General features: G+C 52.1%; 25 protein-coding genes. 3 read left to right on the forward strand and 22 right to left on the reverse strand.

Annotation, left to right across the window (positions count from 1 at the left end; all coding sequences use genetic code 11):
* Window positions 1–23 precede the first annotated feature (23 nt).
* The 7 genes from ACQ4N8_RS21580 to pxpB form a co-directional block, all read right to left on the reverse strand.
* Window positions 24–803, reverse strand: coding sequence for a LamB/YcsF family protein (locus ACQ4N8_RS21580; protein WP_430706432.1), 780 nt, complete (start codon window positions 801–803; stop codon window positions 24–26).
* Window positions 804–922: 119 nt separating this feature from the next.
* Window positions 923–2,350: a UbiD family decarboxylase gene (locus ACQ4N8_RS21585; RefSeq protein ID WP_430706408.1), complete on the reverse strand. Its 1,428-nt coding sequence runs from the start codon at window positions 2,348–2,350 to the stop codon at window positions 923–925.
* A 34-nt stretch (window positions 2,351–2,384) separates the two neighbouring features.
* Window positions 2,385–3,434: an ABC transporter substrate-binding protein gene (locus ACQ4N8_RS21590; RefSeq protein WP_430706409.1), complete on the reverse strand. Its 1,050-nt coding sequence runs from the start codon at window positions 3,432–3,434 to the stop codon at window positions 2,385–2,387.
* 81 nt (window positions 3,435–3,515) lie between these two features.
* A complete protein-coding gene (locus ACQ4N8_RS21595; RefSeq protein WP_430706410.1) occupies window positions 3,516–4,322 on the reverse strand; it encodes an ABC transporter permease in 807 nt (268 codons plus the stop codon).
* A gap of 17 nt (window positions 4,323–4,339) precedes the next feature.
* Window positions 4,340–5,116 carry an ABC transporter ATP-binding protein gene (locus ACQ4N8_RS21600; protein WP_430706411.1) on the reverse strand — a complete coding sequence of 259 codons (777 nt, stop codon included), beginning with the start codon at window positions 5,114–5,116 and terminating at the stop codon, window positions 4,340–4,342.
* A 67-nt stretch (window positions 5,117–5,183) separates the two neighbouring features.
* Window positions 5,184–6,185: a biotin-dependent carboxyltransferase family protein gene (locus ACQ4N8_RS21605; protein WP_430706412.1), complete on the reverse strand. Its 1,002-nt coding sequence runs from the start codon at window positions 6,183–6,185 to the stop codon at window positions 5,184–5,186.
* Complete coding sequence (gene pxpB / locus ACQ4N8_RS21610) at window positions 6,182–6,934, reverse strand: 5-oxoprolinase subunit PxpB (RefSeq protein ID WP_430706413.1); 753 nt, start codon at window positions 6,932–6,934, stop codon at window positions 6,182–6,184. The genes ACQ4N8_RS21605 and pxpB overlap by 4 nt, the downstream gene beginning before the upstream one ends.
* Window positions 6,935–7,237: 303 nt before the next feature.
* Between pxpB and ACQ4N8_RS21615 the strand changes: the two genes are divergently transcribed.
* The gene (locus ACQ4N8_RS21615; RefSeq protein WP_430706414.1) at window positions 7,238–8,032 is read left to right on the forward strand and encodes an IclR family transcriptional regulator; all 795 of its coding nucleotides are present in this window, start codon (window positions 7,238–7,240) and stop codon (window positions 8,030–8,032) included.
* Window positions 8,033–8,097: 65 nt separating this feature from the next.
* Here ACQ4N8_RS21615 and ACQ4N8_RS21620 read toward each other — a convergent pair whose 3' ends face one another.
* From ACQ4N8_RS21620 to ACQ4N8_RS21680, 13 genes are all read right to left on the reverse strand, one after another.
* A complete protein-coding gene (locus ACQ4N8_RS21620; protein ID WP_430706415.1) occupies window positions 8,098–8,496 on the reverse strand; it encodes a GNAT family N-acetyltransferase in 399 nt (132 codons plus the stop codon).
* Between the two features lie 147 nt (window positions 8,497–8,643).
* Window positions 8,644–9,684 carry a UDP-N-acetylmuramate dehydrogenase gene (locus ACQ4N8_RS21625; RefSeq protein WP_430706416.1) on the reverse strand — a complete coding sequence of 347 codons (1,041 nt, stop codon included), beginning with the start codon at window positions 9,682–9,684 and terminating at the stop codon, window positions 8,644–8,646.
* 78 nt (window positions 9,685–9,762) lie between these two features.
* Window positions 9,763–10,680: a glycine betaine ABC transporter substrate-binding protein gene (locus tag ACQ4N8_RS21630; protein ID WP_430706417.1), complete on the reverse strand. Its 918-nt coding sequence runs from the start codon at window positions 10,678–10,680 to the stop codon at window positions 9,763–9,765.
* A 36-nt stretch (window positions 10,681–10,716) separates the two neighbouring features.
* The gene (locus ACQ4N8_RS21635) at window positions 10,717–11,373 is read right to left on the reverse strand and encodes an ABC transporter permease (RefSeq protein WP_430706418.1); all 657 of its coding nucleotides are present in this window, start codon (window positions 11,371–11,373) and stop codon (window positions 10,717–10,719) included.
* Window positions 11,370–12,503 (reverse strand): ABC transporter ATP-binding protein, encoded by a 1,134-nt coding sequence (locus ACQ4N8_RS21640; protein WP_430706419.1) that lies wholly within the window; start codon window positions 12,501–12,503, stop codon window positions 11,370–11,372. The genes ACQ4N8_RS21635 and ACQ4N8_RS21640 overlap by 4 nt, the downstream gene beginning before the upstream one ends.
* Before the next feature lie 230 nt (window positions 12,504–12,733).
* The gene (locus tag ACQ4N8_RS21645; RefSeq protein WP_430706420.1) at window positions 12,734–13,354 is read right to left on the reverse strand and encodes a TrkA C-terminal domain-containing protein; all 621 of its coding nucleotides are present in this window, start codon (window positions 13,352–13,354) and stop codon (window positions 12,734–12,736) included.
* Between the two features lie 100 nt (window positions 13,355–13,454).
* Window positions 13,455–15,008 carry a ClC family H(+)/Cl(-) exchange transporter gene (locus tag ACQ4N8_RS21650; RefSeq protein ID WP_430706421.1) on the reverse strand — a complete coding sequence of 518 codons (1,554 nt, stop codon included), beginning with the start codon at window positions 15,006–15,008 and terminating at the stop codon, window positions 13,455–13,457.
* A 248-nt stretch (window positions 15,009–15,256) separates the two neighbouring features.
* The gene (locus ACQ4N8_RS21655) at window positions 15,257–15,976 is read right to left on the reverse strand and encodes a YebC/PmpR family DNA-binding transcriptional regulator (RefSeq protein WP_430706422.1); all 720 of its coding nucleotides are present in this window, start codon (window positions 15,974–15,976) and stop codon (window positions 15,257–15,259) included.
* A gap of 152 nt (window positions 15,977–16,128) precedes the next feature.
* Entirely contained in the window at window positions 16,129–16,650 is a 522-nt protein-coding gene (locus tag ACQ4N8_RS21660) for a hypothetical protein (RefSeq protein ID WP_430706423.1), read from the reverse strand.
* Between the two features lie 110 nt (window positions 16,651–16,760).
* Entirely contained in the window at window positions 16,761–17,309 is a 549-nt protein-coding gene (locus ACQ4N8_RS21665) for a hypothetical protein (protein ID WP_430706424.1), read from the reverse strand.
* A gap of 56 nt (window positions 17,310–17,365) precedes the next feature.
* Complete coding sequence (locus ACQ4N8_RS21670) at window positions 17,366–18,922, reverse strand: ABC-F family ATP-binding cassette domain-containing protein (protein WP_430706425.1); 1,557 nt, start codon at window positions 18,920–18,922, stop codon at window positions 17,366–17,368.
* A 203-nt stretch (window positions 18,923–19,125) separates the two neighbouring features.
* Entirely contained in the window at window positions 19,126–20,115 is a 990-nt protein-coding gene (locus ACQ4N8_RS21675) for an aldo/keto reductase (RefSeq protein ID WP_430706426.1), read from the reverse strand.
* Between the two features lie 101 nt (window positions 20,116–20,216).
* Complete coding sequence (locus ACQ4N8_RS21680) at window positions 20,217–21,050, reverse strand: AraC family transcriptional regulator (protein WP_430706427.1); 834 nt, start codon at window positions 21,048–21,050, stop codon at window positions 20,217–20,219.
* Window positions 21,051–21,640: 590 nt separating this feature from the next.
* Between ACQ4N8_RS21680 and ACQ4N8_RS21685 the strand changes: the two genes are divergently transcribed.
* Entirely contained in the window at window positions 21,641–22,480 is an 840-nt protein-coding gene (locus ACQ4N8_RS21685) for an arsenite methyltransferase (protein WP_430706428.1), read from the forward strand.
* A gap of 73 nt (window positions 22,481–22,553) precedes the next feature.
* Here the strand turns inward: ACQ4N8_RS21685 and ACQ4N8_RS21690 are convergent, their stop codons facing one another.
* Complete coding sequence (locus tag ACQ4N8_RS21690; RefSeq protein WP_430706429.1) at window positions 22,554–23,090, reverse strand: spore coat protein; 537 nt, start codon at window positions 23,088–23,090, stop codon at window positions 22,554–22,556.
* A gap of 135 nt (window positions 23,091–23,225) precedes the next feature.
* Here ACQ4N8_RS21690 and ACQ4N8_RS21695 point away from each other — a divergent pair, with 135 nt between their 5' ends.
* Window positions 23,226–23,666 (forward strand): spore coat protein, encoded by a 441-nt coding sequence (locus ACQ4N8_RS21695; RefSeq protein WP_430706433.1) that lies wholly within the window; start codon window positions 23,226–23,228, stop codon window positions 23,664–23,666.
* A gap of 69 nt (window positions 23,667–23,735) precedes the next feature.
* On the opposite strand, the gene ACQ4N8_RS21700 is transcribed toward ACQ4N8_RS21695, so the two are convergent.
* Window positions 23,736–23,906 (reverse strand): hypothetical protein, encoded by a 171-nt coding sequence (locus tag ACQ4N8_RS21700; RefSeq protein ID WP_430706430.1) that lies wholly within the window; start codon window positions 23,904–23,906, stop codon window positions 23,736–23,738.
* Window positions 23,907–24,218 lie beyond the last annotated feature (312 nt).

A 24,218-nucleotide genomic window follows, 5' to 3' on the forward strand; every position in this document is an offset into this window, starting at 1 on the left:
CCTGCTGCCTCCTCCTTTTGCGCCTATGCTTGTTGTCCCAGCGTAACGCCTGCCGGCTGAACGGTAATTCCGGCTGCCGTCAGGGAACTGCGGATTTTGCCGGCGAACTCTACGGCGTGGATGCCGTCGCCATGGATGCAAATCGTGTCGGCCTGGATCGGCACGTCGACGTTTTGCTGCGACAGGACCTTGCCTTCGGCGACCATGCGAATCACTTGCTTTACCGATTGATCTTCGTCCGTAATCAAGGCATCCGGCTGCCGGCGTGATGTAAGCGAGCCGTCCGACTGATAGGTCCGGTCGGAGAACACCTCGCTCGCCGTACGCAGCCCGGCCTTCCGGCCGGCCTTGATCAGTTCGCTGCCGGCGAGGCCAAACAGAATCAGCTCGGGTTCCACTTTGTAAACCGCTTCGGCGATCGCCTCGGCCAAACCGGCGTTGCGCGCAGCCATGTTATACAAAGAGCCATGCGCCTTCACGTGCTGAAGCTTAGCCCCTTGCGCACGCACGAAGCCCCAAAGGGCGCCGATTTGATAAACCGCCAGGTCATAAGCTTCCTGCGGCGAAATATCCATGTCGCGGCGGCCGAACCCGACCAGGTCCTGAAGCCCCGGATGCGCACCCATCGCTACGCCGTGCTCCAGCGCCAGCTTCACCGTCTGCCGCATCGTCGCCGGATCACCGGCATGGAAGCCGCAGGCGATATTGGCCGAGGTCACGTATTTCAACACCTCGCTGTCTCTGCCGATCTTGTATGCCCCAAAGCTTTCGCCCATATCACAGTTTAAATCCACTACGTTCATCATCCTACTCCTCCCACCTATAATTCATGCCATGAATTAAGAAATAAGCCAGCCCCAAACGGACCGAGAGGCAAGGCCGATTGGCTTGCTTCCTCTGTGACCGTTTGAGGCTATACGCTTTAAATTTGCCAATTGGTTTTTTCGTCGCCGTTCAGCCCGCGAAGCGCCGCCAGATCGGCGAGTTCCACTTTATCCTTGGGCACGACGGCCCGTTTCGGGAAGATGACCGGCGGGGCCGGCTTGGTGGCGTCGACGATGACCGCGCTGGACATTCTCGGCGTATTTTTGCCTTCGGCGTTATACTCCCAGTTGGTCGGCAGCAATCCGCCCGGACCGTTCCATTTCGGGATCATCAGCAAATCGCGTTCCGCATCGAACCGCGTGCCGATCGCCCAGGCTACTTCCTCGCCGTTGAACACGTCGATGTCTTCGTCCACGACGACGATGTGGCGCAGGTTTTCCGGTTCGGTATTAAGCGCGGCGAACGCCGCCTTTTTCACGTCTGCGTCCTTCTCCTTCTGAATCGACAGGTAACAGTTCATCCGGCTGTAGAACGGCACGTTCACCGTCTTGAGGCCCGGCACGATTTTCTTGACCGTTTGATAAATGCTGCCGGAACGCGGTACCCCGCCGACCACGAGATGCTCGCGGCCCGAAGCGACGATATCCTGGAAGATCGCGTTATTCCGGTAGGTAATCCGCTTGATCCGGATCGTCGGCACCGAGCCGCCGCCGAGATAGTGGCCCGGCCATTCGCCGAACGGCCCCTCGCTGTGATCAGTGTCCGGCAAAATTTCGCCTTCCAGAATGATTTCGGCATGCGCCGGAACCATCAGATCGGACGTATCCGCCTGCACGAGCTCCAGCGCTTCGCCCATCAGCGCGCCAGCCGCTTCATATTCGCCGCCGATGCCTTGGACGCGGGACACGGCCCCCATGATAAAGCCGGGATGATGGCCGAGCGCAATCGCGATCGGAGCCGGTTTGCCTTGCTTTTTGTATTTTTTATAGATCAATCCGCCGTGGTGGGCTCCGAGGAACCATACGCCCATATCGCGTTCATTGAAGATCTGGTGGCGATAAATGCCCGCGTTGATCAGCCCGGTATCCGGGTCGCGAATGATCATGACGCCCGCCGACAAATAAGGCCCCCCGTCCAGCTCGTTATGCACGGGAATCGGCAGCTTGCTCAAATCGACGTCCGCTTCCTCAATGACATTTTCCTTAACCGTGGCCGCAGTGCGATCCACGACGACGGGTTCGATCGGCTTTTGCAGCTTCTCTCCGTACACCCGCGGAATGTCCTGCACCTCGCAGCCCAGATACAAAGCTACGCGTTCATAAGAGGTCAGAAGATTGGAGATGCACGCCAACCCGGAGCCTTTCACCCGATTAAAGATCAGCGCCGGATAATCGCCTTTCTCCGCCAAGGCCGCCGCATAGGCAGTGATGCCGAAACGCGGATCGACTTCCGTATCCACCAGCTTGATGCTGTTCGCGTCAAAGCGGGTCAGTTGTCCAAGGTAGGTTCTTAAATCTTTGGCCATGAAGCGGATCGCCTTCTTTCTATGGTATGGTATGTTATGGAAGGAGCGATAAATCTACCGTGTCTTCGAACGGAATTTCTTGATCGAGGATGCCTTGTTCGATTTGCGTGTCGGACACCTTCTTGGCGCCTTCTTCGGACAATTTGAGTCCTGCCGGCACTTTGGCCAACTGATTTTTCACCGCGGTTTCCATTACATCGGCCGGAATTTGGTCAAATTCCTTCAACATCGCTTCGACGGCGGAAGCCGGATCTTTTTGCACGCGTTCGTTCACCTCGTTGCTGACCTGCAGGAAACGTCTCATCGCCTCCTGGTTTTTGTCCACCCAATCGGTTTTCGCCATCACGGTGATGCCGGCAAAATCGTACGGCGGATCGTACAGCACCCGGTAATTGCCGGTGGCCACCATTTGCGAAATCGTCGGCTCGGATACCATGCCGCCTGCGGCCTTCCCGCTTTCGATCGCTGCCAGCATGGTCGCTCCGCTGCCGCCGTTAATGATTTGCACATCTTTATCGCCATCGATGTTCACGGATTTCAGACCTTCGCGCAGCCCGGTATCGGACAAGCTGCCGACCTTGGTCACGGCCAGGGTCTTCCCTTTCAAATCGGCCAACGATTGGAACTCGGCGTCTTTTTTCACAACCAGGGCGTACCCGACGCCGTTGAAAATTTCGCCGTAAGCTTTAACCCCAAGACCGTTTTTTTGCTGTCTCAATACGTGCTCGTAGGAACCCAAGGCGATGTCCAGGCTTCCTCCCACCAGCGCCTGCACCATGTCGGCGCCGGAAGTGAAGCTTTGCTCTTCGATCGTAATGCCGGCATTCTCGTAAGAACCGTCGTTCATGCCGATTTGGGCGATGATCGGGGTCATGCCGCCGCCGACGAAACCGATGCGGATCTTGACGTTTTCCGGTTGTCCGGCATTGCCGCCGTTCCCCCCGTTCGCTCCCGTTGCCGCATTTCCGCCTCCGTTGCCGCCGTTGTTGCCCGCCGGCGCGGCCGCGTTGTTCCCGCAAGCGCTAAGCAAAGCGATCGTCAGCACCAGCAGCGTAGCCAATAATGTTTTTGTTTTTTTCATCATGATTCCCCTCCTTGGATAGTTGGCTTTTGGATATGGTTTCTCCAATTCATTCATGGGATGAAATAAATCGAAGTTTTTCCTTTAGCGATATCTGAGCAAACGCCGTTCGACCTGTACGATGATTTGTTCGAGTACGACGGCGATGATCATAATGAGGACAAGTCCCGTAAAAATGCCCGTCGTATCCAGCATGTTGGACGAATACGTGATATAGTAGCCCAGACCGCGGTTTGAACCGACCAGCTCGGCGATCACGGAACCGATCAAAGCCATGCCGATATTCAAGCGCAAGCTCGTCAGGATCCACACCGTGATGGAAGGAAGCACGACCCAGCGCAGCTTGTGCGTCCACTTGGCTTTGAAGGTGCTCATCATGTCCATCAGATCCTTGTCGATGTTGCGCACGCCCTCGTAAGCATTGTAAAAAGCGACGAAGATGACCATCGCGACGACCATGAGAATCTTCGACGTCATCCCGATGCCGAACCAAACGATGAAGAGCGGCGCCAGCGAAACCCGCGGCAGGCTGTATAAAGCCATGATGTAAGGGTACACCCACTTCTGAAAAATCCCGCTGAACGCAATCAGAATCCCGAGCAGCGTCCCCCCGAACATCCCGATAATCAGGCCGACGATCGATTCCTGCAGCGTGATGCTCATGTGGAACCACAAGTCGCCGCTCACCGTCATGTCGTAAATCCGTTTCACGATCAGCGACGGCTTGCTCAGCCAAAATGAATTAAACGCCCGTCCGGATAGAAGCTCCCATAGCCCGACGAAGACGATGAACACGACGATTCTTCCGATCCAAACGGCTGCGGCCGTTTTTCTGCGTCCCTGCCGGGAGGAAGGAGAGCTTGCCGCCGACCCTGTTGATATTGTAGCCATCCCGATTGCCCCCTCTCTTATTCCCTGTCCGACATTTGCGCCCAAATTTCCTTTTGCAATTCCTTGAACTTGGGATCGAAACGGATATCGTAAAACGGCCGCGGCCGCTCCAGATTAACCTTAAACTCGGCTTTGATCCTTCCGGGACGGGCGGACATGACGATGACCCGGTCCGACAACGCGATCGCTTCCTCGATATCATGCGTAATAAACAAAACGCTTTTGCCCACGTTCTCCCACAATTGCAGAAACTCTTCCCCGATCTTCACCCGGGTCTGGGCATCCAAAGGACCAAACGGCTCGTCCATCAAATAAATGTCCGGATCGTAGGCAAAGGTCCTTGCCAGAGCCACCCGTTTGCGCATCCCGCCGGAAAGCTGTTTCGGATGATATTGCCCGAAGCCCTCCAGCCCGACCATGGCAAGCAGCCGATTCGCTTCCTCGAGTTGGTCGTTTTTGGATAAGCCTTTGATTTCCAGCGGCAACCTTACATTGTCGATGACGGTTTTCCAAGGCAGCAAAGCATCGTTCTGGAACACCATCCCGACCTGCTCCGGCACGCCTTGGATTTGCTGCCCGTCCAAATAAGCGCCGCCGGCCGCCGGCTTCAGCAATCCGGATACGACCTTCAGCAGCGTCGATTTGCCGCAGCCGCTGGGGCCGACCACGGAGACGAATTCGCCGTCCTCCACGTTCAGTTGAACATCCTCCAACGCCACGGTCCGCTGGTCTTTGGAATAATACTCTACGCGCAAATCCCGAATTTCGAGTTTCGGATGGCTTTTGATCTCCATAGTTGGTTTCCTCCAAACTGAATTTTCCATTCAGGCTTTCTATTTATGCCTGCCCGCTCCGATCCGTTTACTCCAGCCGTTCGAGCCCTTGGTGCAGGGTTTGAATCGCGGTTTCCCTGGCTACGTACTGATGCTGCGCCTCTTCGAGGGAAATCAGCTTGAAGCTCACCCGAGCGCCCAAATTCGCTTGAGCCAGCAAGGGCAAATCGGTAGAAGCCACCTGCGCGATTTTAGGGTATCCTCCGGTTGTCTGGCGATCCGCCATCAATATGATCGGGTTGCCGTCGGGCGGTACCTGCACGGTGCCCATGGTCACGGCCGAGGAAATCATCTCCTTCGTTTCCCTTAATTTCAGCTCGTACCCCTTGAATCGGTAACCCATCCGGTCGGATTGCGGCAAAACCGCAAATTCCTCGTTTACAAAAAGACGGAGACTTTCTTCCTGGAACAAATCGTATTCTTCCCCCGCAATCACCTGAACGGTCGGGTTTGGGGCGTATTTCGGCAGCATCTCCGAAAATACCGACCAACGGCTTACGGCGCCGAATTCGTTGTTAGCCTCCCTGGCGAGCCGCCCCAATAGGTTCGAGCTTCGCGGCGTTAAATCTCCGATAGGGAGCCGATCGCCTTTGACGAGGGCCCGGCCCTCGAAGCCGCCCAGGCCGGCCCGCAAATACGTGGAGCGGCTGTTCATTTGCAGCGGAACATCGAAACCGCCGCCTACGGCCAAATACGCTCGGCAGCCCAGCTTCATCGGACCGAAGGCAAGCGTGCTGCCTTTCGGGGCCAATATCGTTCTCCAAAGCGGCAACGGCGTACCGTTCAGCTTCGGCGATAGATTGCCGCCGCACACGGAAATGAGGGCGGTTTGCTCAAAGCGGATTTGCGGCCCGAGCATCGTGATTTCCAGCCCGGCTTCTCCCTCGTCATTCCCGACCAGAAGATTGGCGACCCGTAAGGCAAAAGCGTCCATCGCTCCGCCGACGATCACGCCGTATTTCTGTACGCCGTACCGGCCCAGATCCTGAACCGTGGTCAACAAACCCGGTTTCTCAATGAGCAGGCTCATCGCTTCTCCTCCCCCCATGCGGCAAACTCCTTCCGGGAAATCGGATAAAAGCGGACGATATCTCCTGCTTCCAGCAAGGTAGGCGGCATCTGCCGCGGCTTGAACAATTCGATCGGGGTTTTGCCGATCAACTGCCAGCCTCCCGGCGTATCGATCGGATACACGCCCGTTTGATCTCCGGCAATACTGACGGTTCCGGCCGGAATGGACAAGCGGGGCGTCTGCCGCCGCGGCGTCGTGATGCGTTCGGACATCCCGCCCAAGTAAGCGAATCCCGGCGCAAAACCCAGCATATAGACCAAATAATCCGCCGAGGCATGAATGTCGATCACTTCTTGCGGGGACAAACCGTTGTGGGCTGCTACGATATCCAAATCCGGTCCCCATTCTCCGCCGTAGCACACCGGAATCTTGATGACTCTGGCCGGAGGAACCGATACGTCCCGCAATTGGAGGATGATGCTTTCGACGAGGCGTGACGCCAAGCGAAAGGCGTTTTGCGGCTGTTCGGCTTGCCCCTGAGCCGCACCTTCCGAAAGCAGCCTCATGATGTCGAAATAAATGGTGACCGAGGTAAAAGCAGGCACGAACTCGATCATCCAGTCCATGGGATGTTTCTCCAGATAATCCGCCAGTTGCCTGACTCTCATATGGGTTTCTTCATGAATCGATTCACCGAACTTTACGACAAGCGCCGAATCTCCGAGCGGAACGATGGGAATTTGTACGGTAGATGGCAAGTGTGTCATATTCATCCCCCATCCGTTTTTCGGATTCGCAGTTCCAATTTATGAAACCACTGTTTAAACCATTGTTAGTTAGAACTCCATAAAAATCAAGATTTTTTACTATTAAATTTTGAAAAAGCACCCCATTGACAGTCCGAATTTCGGTACTAATCATCCGAAAATCGAATGCCTATATATACGATCATTATAGTAGGAATTAGACAAAAATCAAGTATTAATTTTTAAATACTTCCCGGTTTTCTTCCCTTCCGCTTCCGTTGTATACTAGTACAGAATGAACTAGAGGCCAATCAGGAGGCAAACGTGCAAACCACCAACAAAAACAAAAATAAAACCGTGGTTCGATCCATGGATCTGCTGCAATTATTTTTGACTCATTCCAAGCTGAATATCAACGAAATGGCCAAGCTGTCGGGCATCCCCAAAACCTCCGTTCTTCGCATGATCGGTTCACTGGAAGAGATGGGTTTTTTGAAAAAGGATCCGGAAGGATGTTATTCCTTGGGCCTTTTATTCTTGCAATACGGCAATCTGGTCGCGGAACGGCTTGATATCCGCCATATTGCCCTACCCGTGATGCAGCGGCTGCGGGACGACATTCAGGAGGCCATTCACTTGGTGCTCCGCGACGGCAACGAGTGCATTTACATCGAGAAGCTGGATACTGACAATCCGGTCCGCTTATTTACGAAGATCGGCCGGAAGGCCCCCTTGTATGCCGGGGCGGCTTCCCGCATCATCTTAGCCTTCATGCCTGAACAGGAGCGCGAGGAATATCTGGACGGGGTCCGTCTGCAACCGATCGCCTCCGGGACGATTACCAGCAAAAAGGACCTGATCGAGGTTCTCGAGCGGTGCCGCTGCACGGGATTCAGTTTCAGCCGTTCGGAGCTGGAGAATTATACGGCCGAACTAAGCGCGCCGATCTTCGACCACACCGGCCAAATCATCGCCGCCTTAAGCACCGCCGGGCTGGAGGTTCAGTTCGGGGAGGAGCATATTGCGTACCTTGCCGAGCGCGTTCAGCAAGCGGCCCGTGAAATATCGCAAAGACTCGGCTGTACGATCGAACAAATACCGGTGACTTCCCCATCATGACGCCTGCATCATTCCATCAAAGAACCCGCCCCGGCAAGGATGCCGAGGCGGGTTCTTTTGGGGATTCAGGCTCTGACCATCCCGTAGTAATCGGGATACATCAGCTTAAAGCCGTTTTTCTGATACAACGGAATGCCCTGAACGTCCGCCACCACCATGATTGCAGCTCCCTCCGGGGCATGTTGATCCAGATATTCCAGCAGTTCCTTCAGGATGGCTTCGTCCAGACCGCTATCAAGAAAGGCCGGGTCAGCGTTGACGTCAACGACTTGATAATAACAACCCCCGTCACCGATCACGCGCCCAATCCCGATCAGCCGTCCATCCGCTCCGCGGGCGGTTACGGCGAACAAGGAGTTTTTCAGCGCGGTTTTCACCGCCTCCTCCACCATGCCCGCTTGACCGGCGGCGTCTTTTAATGCTAGATATTCCGCTGCGCTTGGAAGTTCATGTACGATATTCATCCTGTCACTTTCTCCTTTCAATCCTGGCTCTCGTGAAACATTGGCCTATACTATCCACTCTACAACATTCATGCAAGTGCCAAAGAAAGAGACGTGACTGCTTATGAAACATCGTACAACCTTCTCATGCAACTTCAAGGTTTTTCTTCAAGGTTTGACGAACGTAGTCTCCGAAGGTATGAGCACCACCTCCGGTTCCGGCACAAACCCGTAATGTCGGTCGAAAGCCTCCTGCATGTAACGGATCAAATCGAGTACGTCCGCCGCCTTCGCTCCCCCGCGATTCTGAATCACGTTGCCGTGAACGGGCGAAACCATCGCATGGCCGCGCTTCATTCCCCTCAGGTTGATCCGGTCCGACAGCTTGCCGATCGGTTCCCCGACGGAATAATCATTTTTGAATACGGAGCCGCAGGAAGGATGAGCAAAATGCATTTTGCCCATCCGGTCGCGAACCACGTTCCGAAGCGTCTGCAACGCGGGGTCGTCGGGACGGTTCATCGCTTGGAGCCAACCGGTGTAATGAGCCGCAAATGCCTTCAAATCGGAATGTGAAAACGCCGTTTCCGCCCCTGCACGGTGACCGAAGTACGGTAACCCCTCCTTCGCCGCAGCAGGTCCGCTCAGCTTGAATTCCGCCCCGACGATAAACCAGCCGTTCTGCTGGAAAATCGACTTTTTATAACCGAACCCGCACCGTTCCCGCGGAATCGTCCTGATCCCATCCGCCGGCCTGCTCGCGTCGATGTAATAAACCAAGTCCAGCGCATCGCTGATATGGCGGTCAAAATATTTGGCATTCATATAAATTCCGCCGCCTACCGTACCCGGCAGCAAAAAGGTAAATTCAAAATCGGCCAGGCCCAATTCGTGCCCAATCACCGCCAACGCCGACATGGGCGTCCCCCCTGAAACGAACAGGCGGTCTCCATCGAGCCGAATCTCGGCATGTTCGCGCGTCGAGATAAACATGGCGTCGCGGTCGGGGGCATCGGGAAACAGGATGTTCGAGCCCATGCCGAACAGAATGGGAACGATCCCTTTCGACGCAGCCAGTTCCAGTGCCTCCCGAAACTCTTCGGCGCTGCGGGGCAGCGCCATAAACCGGGCTTCTCCTCCGATTTCATACGTGGAGTAACGGGACAATAGCTGCCCCGTCCGAAGCCAGTCCTGATTCCAATTCAACATATAAAGCCCCTTCCTTACCTGCTTACTATACAATAATGTATAGTATGTGGTTGAGGTTGGGCCGTGTCAAGGAAGGGGTTATTCCAGCAATCCTTTCTCCGCCAAAAAGTCACGAGCAACTTCATCTTCCTTCAAGCCTTCAAGGTCCACCTCAGCATTCAGCCGCTGCATTTCTTCCTCCGTCATTTGCCCTTGCAGCGCATTAAGCACTTCCGTCAATTCCGGGTATTGCTCCAGCGTATCCTGCCGGATAACCGGACCTGCGTCATAAGGAGGGAAAAACTCCTTATCATCCTCCAAAATCACCAGATTGTGCGCCTTGATTTGAGCATCGGTCGCATACGCGTTGGTGACGTCCGTTTCACCGTCTTCGATCGCCTGGTACATGATGCCGTGATCCATGCCTTTGGCGTCCTTAAAATTCATATTGTACAGCTTTTGGATGCCGGGATATCCATCGTCCCGATCAAGGAATTCGAATTCAACGCCTAACACCATATCCTGAGATACCTTAGCCAAATCGCTAAAGGTTTTTAGATTGTATTGTTCGGCCGTATCCTGCGTGACCGCCAGCGTATACGTATTGTTGATCCCAAACGGCTCCAGGAACATCAAACCATCCTGCTGCACCAGCTCTTTCGTTTTGGTTAGCGTATCCTCCGATGTGCTGGTTTCCTCCTGATAATAGTTAGCGACAATCGTTCCCGTATAATCAGGGTATAGTTGGACTTCGTTGTTCTTAAGGGCGTTCCATACGACATTGGAACCGCCCAGATTCATCGTCCGTTTAACCTTAATATCCGTTTTCGCCTCAATCAGGTCAGCCATCATATGCGCCAAAAGCACGTTTTCCGTAAAATTTTTGGAACCGATTGTGATTTCCTTGCCGCTCCCCGCTTGGGCACTGCCGTCATTACCGCCGCAAGCCGCCAGCAGCAAAGCAAGTGAAACCAACATCCCCAACATCATCGTCGTCGTTTTTTGAGTTTTGTTCATTTGTGCCTCCTGTCCGGTATTCGTATTTATGGCCAATCAAACCTTCAACCCTTTTGGGGTCGTCGCTTTCTCCAACAGCCCCAGCAAATAATCGATAATCAGCGCCAAAACAGCCGCCGGAATCGCCCCTAGCAGCGTCAATGCCTCGATGTTGCGCTGAATGCCCAAAAAGATGAATTCGCCAAGCCCTCCGGCTCCGATAAAAGCGGCAAGCGTCGCCGTACCCACATTGATGACCGCCGCCGTGCGTATCCCGGCCATAATCACGCTCATCGCCAGCGGCAGCTGTACTTTAAACAGAATTTGCCGCTTTTTCATCCCCATGCCTCTCGCCGCCTCGACAATCGATTTATCCACATCCGTGATGCCCGTATACGTGTTGCGGATAATCGGCAGCAGTGAATACAGGAACAAAGCGGCTACCGCTGCCTTTATTCCGATCCCTAACACCGGAATCATGAACCCTAACAAAGCCAGGCTGGGGATGGTTTGAAGAATGCCGGCAACGCCTAATGTGAAGCCTTTTATGCGGGTAAATCGCGTGATCAGGATGCCTAAGGCAATCCCGACGATGATGGAAATCAGCATGGAGATAAGTACGAGTTCAATGTGGACGGCCAAGGACTGGAGCAGATCTTCCCAGCGGCTGTTCAGCTGCTGAACGATTTGTTCCCATAACGTTTTGTCTCTCATAAGGCCACCTCCTCTTCACCGATCCACTTGGAAGCAAAAGCGGTTAAGAGACTGCTGCGGGTCACGATGCCGACGAGGACCCCATTTGCCGAAACGACCGGGATAATGCCATGCGGCGCTTGCGTAATGAGCGACAGCGCATCTCTGGCCGTAGCGGTTTCTTTCAGCACGACTGATAGAGGCGTCATCAATTCGTTCACGGTGTGGCTTTCCTCCATATTGGCGGCAGCCTCATAGGCGGAAACGATCCCCAGCAATGTTTTGGATTCGTCGCATACGAGCAATGTATCCGTTTTTCGTTGTCTCATCTGCGCAAGCGCAACGCTGAGCGGACGTTCCGGCATTGTCGTGGACGGGTTGTCTCGCATCACTTCGATAACGGGGATATATTCGGGGTTTTGATACAGGCGGTGTTTTCCGATGAAACCTTCGACGAAATCATTGGCAGGACGGCTTAAGATGCGGTCCGGCGAGTCAATTTGCACTAGTTCTCCATCCTTAAGTATGGCAATTTTATCTCCAAGCTTTAACGCTTCTTCCATGTCATGGGTGACAAACACAATCGTTTTGCGAACTTCCTTCTGGAGCCTTAACAACTCATCCTGAAGCTGCTCCCTCGTAATGGGATCCAACGCTCCAAAGGGTTCATCCATAAGCACGATTTCCGGGTCTCCTGCGAGTGCCCTGGCTACCCCAACCCGTTGTTGTTGGCCGCCGGATAACTGTTTAGGGTACCTCTTGGCAAAAACGGCAGGATCCAGTCCGACCAAACGAAGCATTTCCTCTACCCTTGCTTTCTTTTTGACGGAATCCCAGCCTTTCAATTGCGGGATTAAAGCAACATTGTCTTCTATCGTATAGTGGGGGAATAATCCGATTTGTTGAATGACGTAACCGATATTTCTGCGTAGCATGTCGGGGTTTTCCTGTGCGATATCCTTGCCGTGAAGAAAAATACGGCCCGTGGTATTCGGGATGAGGCGATTGATCATCTTCATGGTCGTCGTTTTGCCGCAACCGCTGGGACCGATCAGCACAAGAATTTCTCCGGCGGAGATTTCAAAGCTAATATCCTTTACGGCTTGAAATCCATTGGGATAGCTTTTGCCCACCTGTTCGAATTTGAGCATGGTCAACCTCCTATTCTTTATGAATTTTAGCGGCGGCCCCCTTCGATTACACATAACCCACTATAACAGATGCTTGCTAAACTGACAACCTAATGAATCAATATAAGTTGTATGTTAATAATTGGTTGTTCGTGCGAATACAAAAAAAGCTGCCCGGACTTTTTGCATCCAAGTAGCTTTGGTTTTTCTCAACGATCTTTGCATAAAAAAGCACTACCGATGTGAGCCTGCTACGCCTCCGTTTCGTTCATAAACTGCTCCGTCCGTTGATACATGTGCTCGTCGCCGACGGCAATCACGATATCACCTTCCCTTAGAACGACGTGCGGGCCGGGAGAAATCGTCACCTGGGTTCCCCGGCGAAGGGCGACAATCGTCGCTCCCGTATTCTGCCAGAACTGCAAATTGCCGATCGTTTTGCCGATCACGTGCGAATGGTCTTTGATTTGGATTTCCACCGGACGATAGGGCTTCAAATTTTGCAGCCGGTCGGACGCTTCGATAATCTGCGTAAACAAACGCTCGAACTTGAGGTCCATTTCCCGCTTCTCCTCCAGCAGCTGCTGCAGGTCCTGCTTCAACGTATAAGCGGAACGCAAATAGTTGTTACGCGTCGTATATTCCAGCGCCTGCTGATCGGACAAGACGATAATCTCTTTGCCTTGCGAAACCGACACGATGTTCTCGTCCTTCAACAAGCCGATGGCTTTGCGGATCGTCTCCGGAGATACATGGTATTGTCCGGCCAGTAGCGAACGTCCCGAGATTTTGCTGCTCACCGGAAATTCGCCGCTGACGATCCGCCCGGCGATATCAAGAGCTATCGATTTGTAACCCGTTTTTTCCTGCAAGTTCACACGCGCTCCTTCAATCCATAATTCCTTAGATTGTACCCTATTTCATCCCAAAAATCACGGTCAAAAGGCTTCCGAAAAGGAGCGCGAGCCTGTGCTAGCCAATACCCACCGTATGGGTCGCTCCCGCCTGGTGCAGAATGTGCCGGGCTCGCTCCGCATAATTATCATCGGTTAGCACCGTCAAATAGTCTCCTGCCCGCATGACGAAATCGCCGGCGGGTATAAGCTCCTGGGACCCCCGCTTCACCGATACGATCAGGCAATGCCCCGGCCATTTGAAGTTCTTGATGGGCAATCCGTCCAAAGAAGAGGCTTGGTGGACGGGTATCTCCATGATGATTTTTCCGGCCGGTTCCTCAAGATAACGCCCTTTCCCTTGATGCAGGAATCGCTCCAGCAGCACTTCGTAAATCGGATGCGAACGGAACAATTCCGTCGTCATATAAGCCGTTAGGCACACGACCCCCGTGGACAGCAAGTTCGTGAACGACCCCGTCATTTCCGTGATCAGGATGATTCCGGTAATCGGCGCTTTTACGCTGGCGGTAAAATACCCGGCCATCGCTAGGATCAAAAAACTGCTTTCGCTCAGCACCGGACTTCCCATGATCCCGTTTACCGTCTTGCTATATATGACGCCGATCATACCGCCTATGACTAGCATCGGAAGGAAAATGCCGCCGGGTGCCGAACTGCCGTAGCTGAGCATGGTGAACCCAAATTTTACAATAAGGATCAAGAGGAGAATTATTATCGGAAAAGAATTCGACACAAGTTCATTCACTAGATCATTCCCGCCACCAAGCACCTGAGGCAAAGCAAAACCCAGCACGCCGGACAGAAGAAACGGGAGGATGGGCCGGAACCGGGTCGGAAGCCAAATGATTTTCCGGTACAAATCCTGAAAAACGTAAATCGCCTTGTTAAATCCGATGCCGGCGATACCTACGATTCCCCCCAGTACAATCAAATGAAAATACTGTCCCAGCGGAATCATGCCGATCGATGAAAAATGAAAAATGGGACTCAATCCAAAAAATTCTTTGGAGACGAAATCGGCGACCAATGAAGAACCTAACGCGGCAATCATGATCAGCGGCGAAAAATTCATGTGCACTTCTTCTAGCGCAAAAATCACGCCGGCGATCGGAGCGTTAAAAGCGGCTGCCAGTCCGGCGCTTGCTCCGCAAGTAATAAGCATGTGCTCCTCGGTTTTCGAGCGGTGCAGAAGCCGGCTGAATCCCTGTCCAACGCTCGCGCCGATTTGGATGGATGGGCCTTCTCTGCCCAAGGATAAACCTGAGCCGATGCTTAGCGTCCCCCCGACGAATTTGGCCGCCACCGTTTTCCACCAGTTCATCTGCAGCTTGTTCTGCAGCACTCCCTTGACCTGGGGAATGCCGCTTCCGGAAATCATGGGCTGCCCGGTAACGAGCTTGCCCGTGATCCATCCGGCGGCCGACAGAAACAGCACCCAAAAGGGAATCAACCAAATATGGTGAACCATGTACCCGTACAGGGAAAGGACGCCTGCCAAAATCCCTTCCAGCGCATAACGGTACAGCACCACGACGATGCCGGCCAAGAGGCCGACCACGATCCCTCCTGCAAGCAGGCGGAATTTAAAGTTAAACCATACAGACAACATCTTCCTTGTTTCGTTTTCTTGCAATTTGATGACCTTCTTTGTTGGATTCGTTACATTCTTGTATATGATACCTACGTGAAAATTAGTTCCTCAACCAGGTATATCACATCTCTTATTACCGCGGCTCTTGCATGCCGACGCAGCAAAACGGGCTGCAAGGAGATCACCTCCCTGTCAGCCCATTTGATTACGAACTAGATCGCTTGAGCCGTTCTTCCTCCCAAAGCTGCATCCGTTCAAGCTCCGAATTATTCTTCAAATTCCACGTTATGATACACTTGCTGCACGTCCTCCAGGTCCTCCAGCGCGTCGATCAGCTTCTCGAACTGGACTTCGGCTTCCTTCGGCAAGGTTACGTAGTTTTGCGCCAGCATCGTCAGCTCGGCCACCGTAAAATCGGCGATCCCGGCATTTCTGAGCGCCTCTTGCACCGTATGGAATTGATCCGGTTCGGCATACACGATGACGGACTCGTCCTCTTCGACGATATCGCGCACCTCGAGATCGGCTTCCATCAGGATCTCGAATACTTCATCGATCGTTTTGCCTTCCATCCCGATGACCGCGGTAGCGTCGAACATATAAGAAACCGAACCGCTGACGCCCATGTTTCCGCCGTTTTTGTTAAATGCGGAACGCACCTCCGGCGCCGTCCGGTTTACGTTATTCGTCAATGTATCTACTATGACCATGGAGCCGTTTGGGCCGAAGCCTTCATAACGAAGCTCCTGGTAAGTTTCTTCTCCGCTGCCCTTCGCCTTGTCCAGAGCACGGTCAATGATCGATTTAGGTACATTGTACGTTTTGGCCCGCTCCAGCACGACCTTCAAAGCGCGGTTCGATTCCGGATCTGGCTCGCCCTTCTTGGCGGCAACATAAATTTCGACCCCAAACTTCGCGTAAATGCGGCTTGTGTTGGCGTCTTTCGAAGCTTTTTTCTCTTTAATATTGTTCCATTTGCGGCCCATACTCTTCCCACTTTCTAATTAATATACTCCCCTATTATAACCGATTTTCAACCACTTTGTAGAGATAATCCCACGAACCGCTTGATCTCAACCAATACCTTCACCCACGTCGATCTTGGAATCATTTCTAGAAACAACAGGAGTCTTACTTCTTATTCATAATTTATAAATCCGGAACCGTACTTATCTCTCATTTTCTGCAGTCTCGATATTCCTTCCTCATATGACTCTCCCGTTACAACATAAAAAGCCTCTTTTGGATTGTCCTCGGTATCTATACCCAGAATACCGATATCTTGAAAGTTATTATCAAACCAAATAATACCAAGCATAAAGGCATATTGTGGCGGTTTTTTTTGAGTATTACTATAAATTAGGTTTCCCATATTTATACCATTTTTTCTTTTAAGTACTTCAGTATTAAGTGTTTCGTAGTTTTCTGTTTCCTCTATCCCATCAATTTTAATTGAGCCCTCGAAAACATACTGCCTAAATAGAGGCCGAAATAATGTTCCTGATATATGAATAGAAGTATTTTTTAGTGATGCGGGATTTTTATCATTAAAAGAAATAGCAGGGCGAATAACATCTATTGTTTTAGGAAATTGGTAAATATATAAAAATGTGATAATTAAAATGAATGGTATGATAGAAAACTTAATAGTTTTTTTCAATTACTCACATCTCCTTATCTTCTAAAATAAATAAGACTTGTGTAAAGTAATCAAACATTACACAAATCTTATTTCTAGCGATAGTAATAGACAATTAGAACCAATTTGTATTATGGCATTACAACAGGTGATGCAGGTGTAGCAACAGGTATTAATCCAATGCTTTTGTCTCCAGTCCCTTTTATTTCAGCATAAGTCACATAAGAATTTCTAGGCGCGTATGGATCAAGATATGCCGCAACAGCCATTGATCCATTTCTATGTGCTGTGGTGGAATAATAGTTAAATGTTCTACTCCCCACTACATTTTTTACACTTTTTACCGCACCACTAGTTTTGTAACTAAACGTTGGTAATACCCAAGTAGTCTCTCCGGCGACCGCAGAGGACATAAATGTCAAGAATTGATTGTCATCTGACTCCCCTTGATTCTTCACATACATAAAATCAATGTTTTCAAACCAAGAAACCGTATAGTTTGCAGTAATATCAGGAATTACTGTTGTTCTGTCAAAGTTTGCATCATTAATAAAACTTTTACTCGCGGGGTACAGTCGGCCGCCTTGGAACTCAGAGTTTTTCCTACCGACAAAGTTTTGGCCTGTAATTTGCAGTTCCAGTACGGAACATGCAGACTCACAGGCCAAATACATTTTCATTCATGGTGGCAGCAGTTAGGCCATGTAGGTTTAAGGCTGCCCTGTTCTTTTCTCGCTTACAGCATCTTCGTCGTCCAAGATTCGCAGTTCCACGTTTCCGTGACGACGTCGCGATAAAATTCCGGTTCGTGCGAAATCAGCAGGATGCTGCCTTTATACGCTTTGAGCGCGCGTTTCAGCTCATCCTTGGCGTCGACGTCCAGGTGGTTCGTCGGTTCGTCGAGCACGAGCACGTTCGTCTCGCGGTTAATCAGTTTGCAGAGACGAACCTTGGCTTTCTCGCCCCCGCTCAGCACGGCGATTTTGCTCTCGATATGCTTCGTCGTCAAGCCGCATTTGGCAAGCGCGGCACGCACTTCGAACTGCGTGAACGATGGGAACTCGTTCCAGATTTCCTCGATGCACGTGTTATAGTTCGCTTCTTTCATTTCCTGCTCGAAATATCCGATTTCGAGAATATCGCCAAGCTGGACCGAACCCGAAATCGCCGGGATTTGCCCGAGAATACTGCGCAGCAAGGTCGTTTTCCCGATCCCGTTCGCCCCGACGAGGGCGATTTTCTGCCCGCGTTCCATCCGCAGGTTCAGCGGTTTCGACAACGGCGAATCGTACCCGATCACCAGGTCCGTCGTCTCGAAAATCAGCTTGCCGGACGTTCTCGCATCCTTGAAATTAAACTGCGGTTTCGGTTTTTCCTTAGCCAGCTCGATGACTTCCATCTTGTCCAGCTTCTTCTGTCTCGACATCGCCATGTTGCGGGTCGCCACGCTCGCCTTGTTGCGGGCCACGAAATCCTTGAGGTCGGCGATTTCCTGCTGCTGGCGCTTGTAGGCCGATTCCAGCTGCTGTTTTTTCGCTTCATACACCTGCTGGAAGTAGTCGTAGTCGCCGACGTAGCGGTTCAGCTCCTGATTTTCCATGTGATAGATGAGGTTGATGACGCTGTTCAGGAACGGGATATCGTGAGAGATCAAAATAAACGCGTTTTCGTATTCCTGCAAATACCGCTTCAGCCATTCAATGTGCTGCTCGTCCAAATAGTTCGTCGGTTCGTCCAACAGCAAAATGTCCGGTTTCTCCAGCAGCAGCTTGGCCAGCAGCACTTTCGTCCGCTGTCCGCCGCTCAGATCGTTTACGTCCTTATCCAGGCCGATATCGGTCAAGCCCAACCCGCGGGCCGTCTCTTCGATTTTGGCATCGATCATGTAGAAATCCTGGTTCGTCAGCGTATCCTGAATCGTGCCGACATCCTCCAGCAGCTGTTCCAGCTCCTCGGGAGATACCTCGCCCATCCTGGCGTACATGTCGTTCATTTCCTGTTCCATGTCGAACAGGTATTGGAACGCCCCGCGCAGCACGTCGCGAATCGTCATCCCCTTCGTAAGCACCGCATGCTGATCCAGATAACCAACGCGCGTGCGTCTGGCCCATTCGACTTTGCCTTCGTCGGGTTGAAGCTTGCCCGTGATGATGTTCATGAAGGTGGATTTCCCTTCGCCGTTGGCGCCGATCAATCCGATATGCTCGCCTTTCAGCAGCCGGAAGGACACATCGGTAAAAATAGCCCGGTCCCCAAAACCGTGACTTAACCGTTCTACGTTTAATATACTCATGCTAATAACACCTTTTCTATATGAATTATGTTGGAAACTCAGCTTAAAAGGGTACACTCGTCATATTATAAAGGCTAAGGGGGCCCAAGCTCAATACGGCGGAGAAAATTAGTAGAAATTCAGGCAAAAAAGGCACCTACCCCAAGCCATCCGGCTGGAAGGTGCCTCTTGCATTTGCAATGCCGCTAATACGGCGTATCTTCTTAATAGCCTAAAATTTCGTCGATCCGGCGCAATTCTTCCGCGTTGAACGACGGATGGTTTAGCGCGCCGACCGCATCTTCGATTTGGCTGACCTTGCTGGCGCCGATGAGCGCCGAGGTCACTTTGCCGCCGCGAAGCACCCACGCCAGAGCCATTTGCGACAGTTTTTGCCCTCTTTCGGCAGCCAGATCGTTCAGTTGCTTCACCTTCGCGATCCGCTCCTCGTTCAAATCTTCCGGACGCAGGAACACGCTTGGGCCGGCTGCGCGCGAATCCGGCGCGATGCCGTTCAGGTAACGGTCGGTCAGGATGCCCTTCTCCAGCGGCGAGAACACGATCGAGCCGATGCCCTCTTCTTCCAGCACGTCCTGCAGCCCCTCTTCGATCCAGCGATTCATCATCGAATAGTTCGGCTGATGAATGACCGCCGGCGTGCCGAGCTGCTTAAGGATTTTCGCAGCGGCCCGCGTTTCCTCCGGCCGGTAATTGGACAAGCCGACATACAAGGCTTTGCCTTGGCGAACCACCAGATCGAGCGCGGCCATTGTTTCCTCCAGCGGCGTATCCGGATCGGGACGGTGGTGATAGAAAATATCGACGTACTCCAGGCCCATCCGCTTTAAGCTTTGATCGAGGCTGGACACCAAATATTTTTTCGAGCCCCATTCCCCGTAAGGTCCCGGCCACATGTAATAACCGGCTTTGGTCGAAATGATCATTTCGTCTCGGTAAGGGCGGAAGTCCTCCCGCAGCACGCGTCCGAACGTCTCCTCCGCCGAACCGGCCGGCGGCCCATAGTTGTTGGCCAGGTCGAAATGCGTGATACCGAGATCAAACGCTCTTCGCAGCATGGCGCGCCCGTTCTCGAGCACGTCGATGCCGCCGAAATTGTGCCACAAGCCCAGCGAAATGGCCGGCAGCTTCAAACCGCTTCTTCCCGAACGGTTATATGTCATCGTTTCATATCTATTATCGGCTGCTTGATACATGAATGCTTGTTCCTCCTTTAGTCGATATGTGTCCAATATAATGCAATCGGAACGACATACCTATATCAACAAGGATGATAAATATGGCACCATGTCTTATTTTAATTATGTGCCCGATAGTCGGAGGGCGACAGGCCTACCGTTTTTTTGAACATTTTAGAGAACAGCAGCGCATCCTGATATCCGACCGAACTCGCCACCTCGCCGATCGAATAATGGCCTTTTCTCAGCAGGCCGCATGCTTTTTCCATCCGATAATTCAGCAAATATTGCTGCGGAGGCACCCCTGTAGCCCGTTTAAACAGGGACGATAAGTATTTGCGGTCCAGCCCCACGATCGACGCCAGCTGGCCGACGGTAATTTCCTCGCTGTAGTGACCGTGCAGGAAATCGAGGCAGCGGTGGATGTAAGTATCCTTGGCCTGAACCCTTGCCGATGGCAGCGGCTCCGACGCCGGAGCAAGCTCGACCATCGCGGTCAGCACTTCGTTTAGCAGCGCCTGTAACCGCAAATCCCGCGTAGCAGGGCTCTCCTCCGCTTCATTCATCCGTTCGTACAACTGCGGCATCAGCCGCGTGTCCATCGGAAACACCGGATGGGCCGGGCTTAACCGGGTCCGGGCCAAGATGCCGGCCACTTGTTCGCCGCAAAAGCCAACCCAGGAATAGGTCCAAGGGTCGTCTTCATCGGCCTGGTAAAAAATCACCCGTTCGGGATAAGCGATAAACGCCTGTCCGCCCGTCAGTTCGAACGTTTCTCCCTCCGCGCGCACGATCCCCCGCCCCGAGTGAATAAAGTGGATTTTATAAATGTCGCGCACCCCCGGACCAAAGGCATGGAGCGGCGCGCAGCGTTCTTTTCCCCAATAGCATAAATACAACTCCGGCGATTCGCGGAACGGCCGGTCCGGATTGTAATGAAATACGGCCCCCAAAGTCGGCACCCTCTTTGCTAGTGTCTCGTTATGCCAAGCGCGGCATTCGCAAATATTGTATCATAAAAAAAGAATTCGGCCTTTTCTTCACTGATCTTTTCGTTTATTGCGATTCTTCTTCGGCAAACCGCCGGATGTGCCCGCCGATTGGGTCCGGACGCGCCGGAATACCGCCCATATTGAGTAATGCAAAAATAATATTTGCATTATGCAAATAAATAAAGTATAACTTATAGCAAGGGATGGATTAATCCGGTAAATGAACCAACGTTATATTTTGCACTATAACGAACCAAGCTACACATCACAGGGAATAGATCTGTCTTCGATTACTTGTAAAATTCAAATATGGAAAGAGGGATTCGCATGTTTGAACATTGGTATACGATCGAGTTGCTGATGAAGCAACGAGAGCAAGAACTTCAACGAATAAGCCGGGAAGCCTGGAAATGGGCGGAACCGAGTAAACCGAAGCTTCAATTCATAAAACGGATTTCGTCCCTTCTCGAACGTGAGCCGGAACCAGCCGAAGCTTGTTGCGCCGTTTGCTGCTAGATGATTCCAATCCAATCAAGAAGGAGTGTATGTCCATGAATCCATTAACGAATGATGAGATCCGCCAAAACGTCCGGCAGCGCTACCGGCAAGCGGCTGTGCAGAACGCATCCGAATCAGGTCCGACGGTATCCGGCTGTTGTTCTTCTTCAGAGGTTGAGGCTGCCGGTTGCTGCAGCACCCCTACCGATTTCAAGGAGATATCCGCCGAATTGGGCTATAGCGAGGATGAATTAAATGCGGCGCCGGAAGGCGCAAATTTGGGCCTCGGTTGCGGTAATCCGCAAGCGATAGCGCGGATTTCGCCGGGAGAGGTCGTGCTTGATCTGGGCAGCGGCGGCGGCTTCGACTGCTTCCTGGCTTCCCGTCAGGTTGGGGAGACAGGGAAAGTCATTGGCGTAGATATGACGCCGGAAATGGTCAGCCTCGCCCGTCAAAACGCCCTCAAAGGAGGTTTTGCCAATACGGATTTCCGGTTGGGCGAAATTGAAAACCTTCCAGTCGCTGACCAATCCGTTAACGTCATCATTTCCAACTGCGTCATTAATCTCTCTCCTGACAAAGAACAGGTCTTCCGCGAAGCCTACCGCGTGCTGGCTCCCGGCGGCCGTCTGGCCATCTCCGACGTCGTAACGACGGCCGAGCTGCCGCCCGAAATCAAAAACGATCTGGAGGACCTGTATGCCGGCTGTATTTCCGGCGCTTCTTCCATCCAGGAGCTGGAGAACATGCTGGTCCGGAGCGGCTTTACCGATATTAGCATTCAGCCGAAGGACGAGTCGATCGCGTTCATTAAAGATTGGATTCCCGGAGCCAAGCTGGAAAACTATATCGTCTCCGCCGCCATCCAAGCGGTCAAAGGTTACAGGAAATAGTATGGAAAAAGAGCGTGCCGTTTCGTCGAAAGACAAAACGGTACGCTCTTTTCAGCAGCCTTGGTAACCGGATTCAGTGGGCAGCCACAGGCTCCTGCACCTTTTGATACATAGTGCTTAAAGTTCCCATCGTCGCAACAGGTGCGGCCTCAAGCGGATAGAAACCTTTGTTCACCATCCACTGCCACACATCATAGGCATGGTGCGAACTCATGCAAAACGCATGCTCCAAAAAGCTGCGGATTTCCGGATCGCTCATTTCCATAGCCGCCCATGCGTACTCCCGGCCTGCTCTTTTCAGGGTCAACAAATAAGCAGTCGCGATTTCGCGGTCATTAAATTGCTGTACGTCCGTTCTTGGTATCGCAGGTACGGGAGACGTGGGAGCTTGCGTAAATGACTGCAGCATCGGCATCAAATCCGGAATCGGCAATCGAGCAACGGCTCCCTCCATCTTGCTCAAAAAATCGACTTTCATATTGTAGTCCTGAATATGCAAAGGGAAATGACGCTGCAAAAGTAAACGTATTTTATGACCATTCCTAGAATGTGCTATTGCCCTGTTCTTCTTGCATATATCCTCGAAAGAAACTTTTCCAAACCGCGCCAACATTGCTTTTCCGGATTTTTCAAGGACAAATACCCAATTTCCCCCAGCCGGAATATACTGTTTTAAATTCTATCCTAGGAGAGTGAAACTGTGAACAACACTTGGAACCATGAACATCTGGCTTGGCATGAAACGATGGAACTGCACGAACTCGTCGCCTTTCAATCTACGCATCTGGCCGTATTCAAGAAGAAGCTTCCCACCATCCAAGACCCGGCCTTAAAAAACCTTTACGCCGAAACGATCAAAGCCTTGGAGCAAAACCTGCGGGAATTGCTGAAATTCTATCCGATGGCGCCATCCATGCCCCGTAACGCCGGACCGGATATGACCGCGGTCGAAGCCGCAACCTTGCTTGGCTTCCTCAAAACCGCCGTGCGCAGTTATGCCATTGCCATTACGGAAACCGCCACGCCCCAGCTCCGGGAGACCTTCCAGAAGCAGCTTCTGGGCGCTATCTCGCTGCATGCCAAAGTGTTCCACTTTATGCATCAACATGGGCACTATCCAGCCTACAACCTGGAACAGCTTTTAGCCCATGACGTTAAGATGGCCAACAGTGCTTTGATGATGTAACTTACTCCTAAAAGCCTCGGAGACCCGGGGCTTTTAGGGTGTTTAAACAATCGACGTCATTTCCGGGCCTTATTTTCTCTTTTCTTTCTCCTCAGGCTCGTCGTATTTGTTAATATGCGCCGTGATCGCCTCTACTGCTTCATTTACATTGGTCGTAGCCGGAACTTCCTTTACTTCATCCTCCGTCTTGTCGAGAAAGTTTTGATGATCCGCGCGGATTGCCTCAATTTTGTTGCTCATGGTTAACCTCCTTTGATTGGCTTTGTTAAATGGTTAGGTCCGCCTTTTAGTTTACATAATATTTATTACGTAAATATGATAAGACAAATATCATATTTGAGTTTATGATACGGCTGGCGTTATCCCGGTATGTATGGAAATATCGTGCATGCCCGATATTAGCCAAATAGCAAGGTGCAGTAATTTAAGGCTAGACCGCCGGTTTTACCGAAATTCCTGCAAAAAAAAGCACCGCCGGATGAACGGCAGTGCTCTTTCTTCTTTGCTTGGCGGCGTCCTACTCTCCCAGGACCCTTCGGTCCAAGTACCATC

It is taken from the genome of Paenibacillus macerans (assembly GCF_050565405.1).
Lineage (GTDB): Bacteria > Bacillota > Bacilli > Paenibacillales > Paenibacillaceae > Fontibacillus > Fontibacillus macerans_B.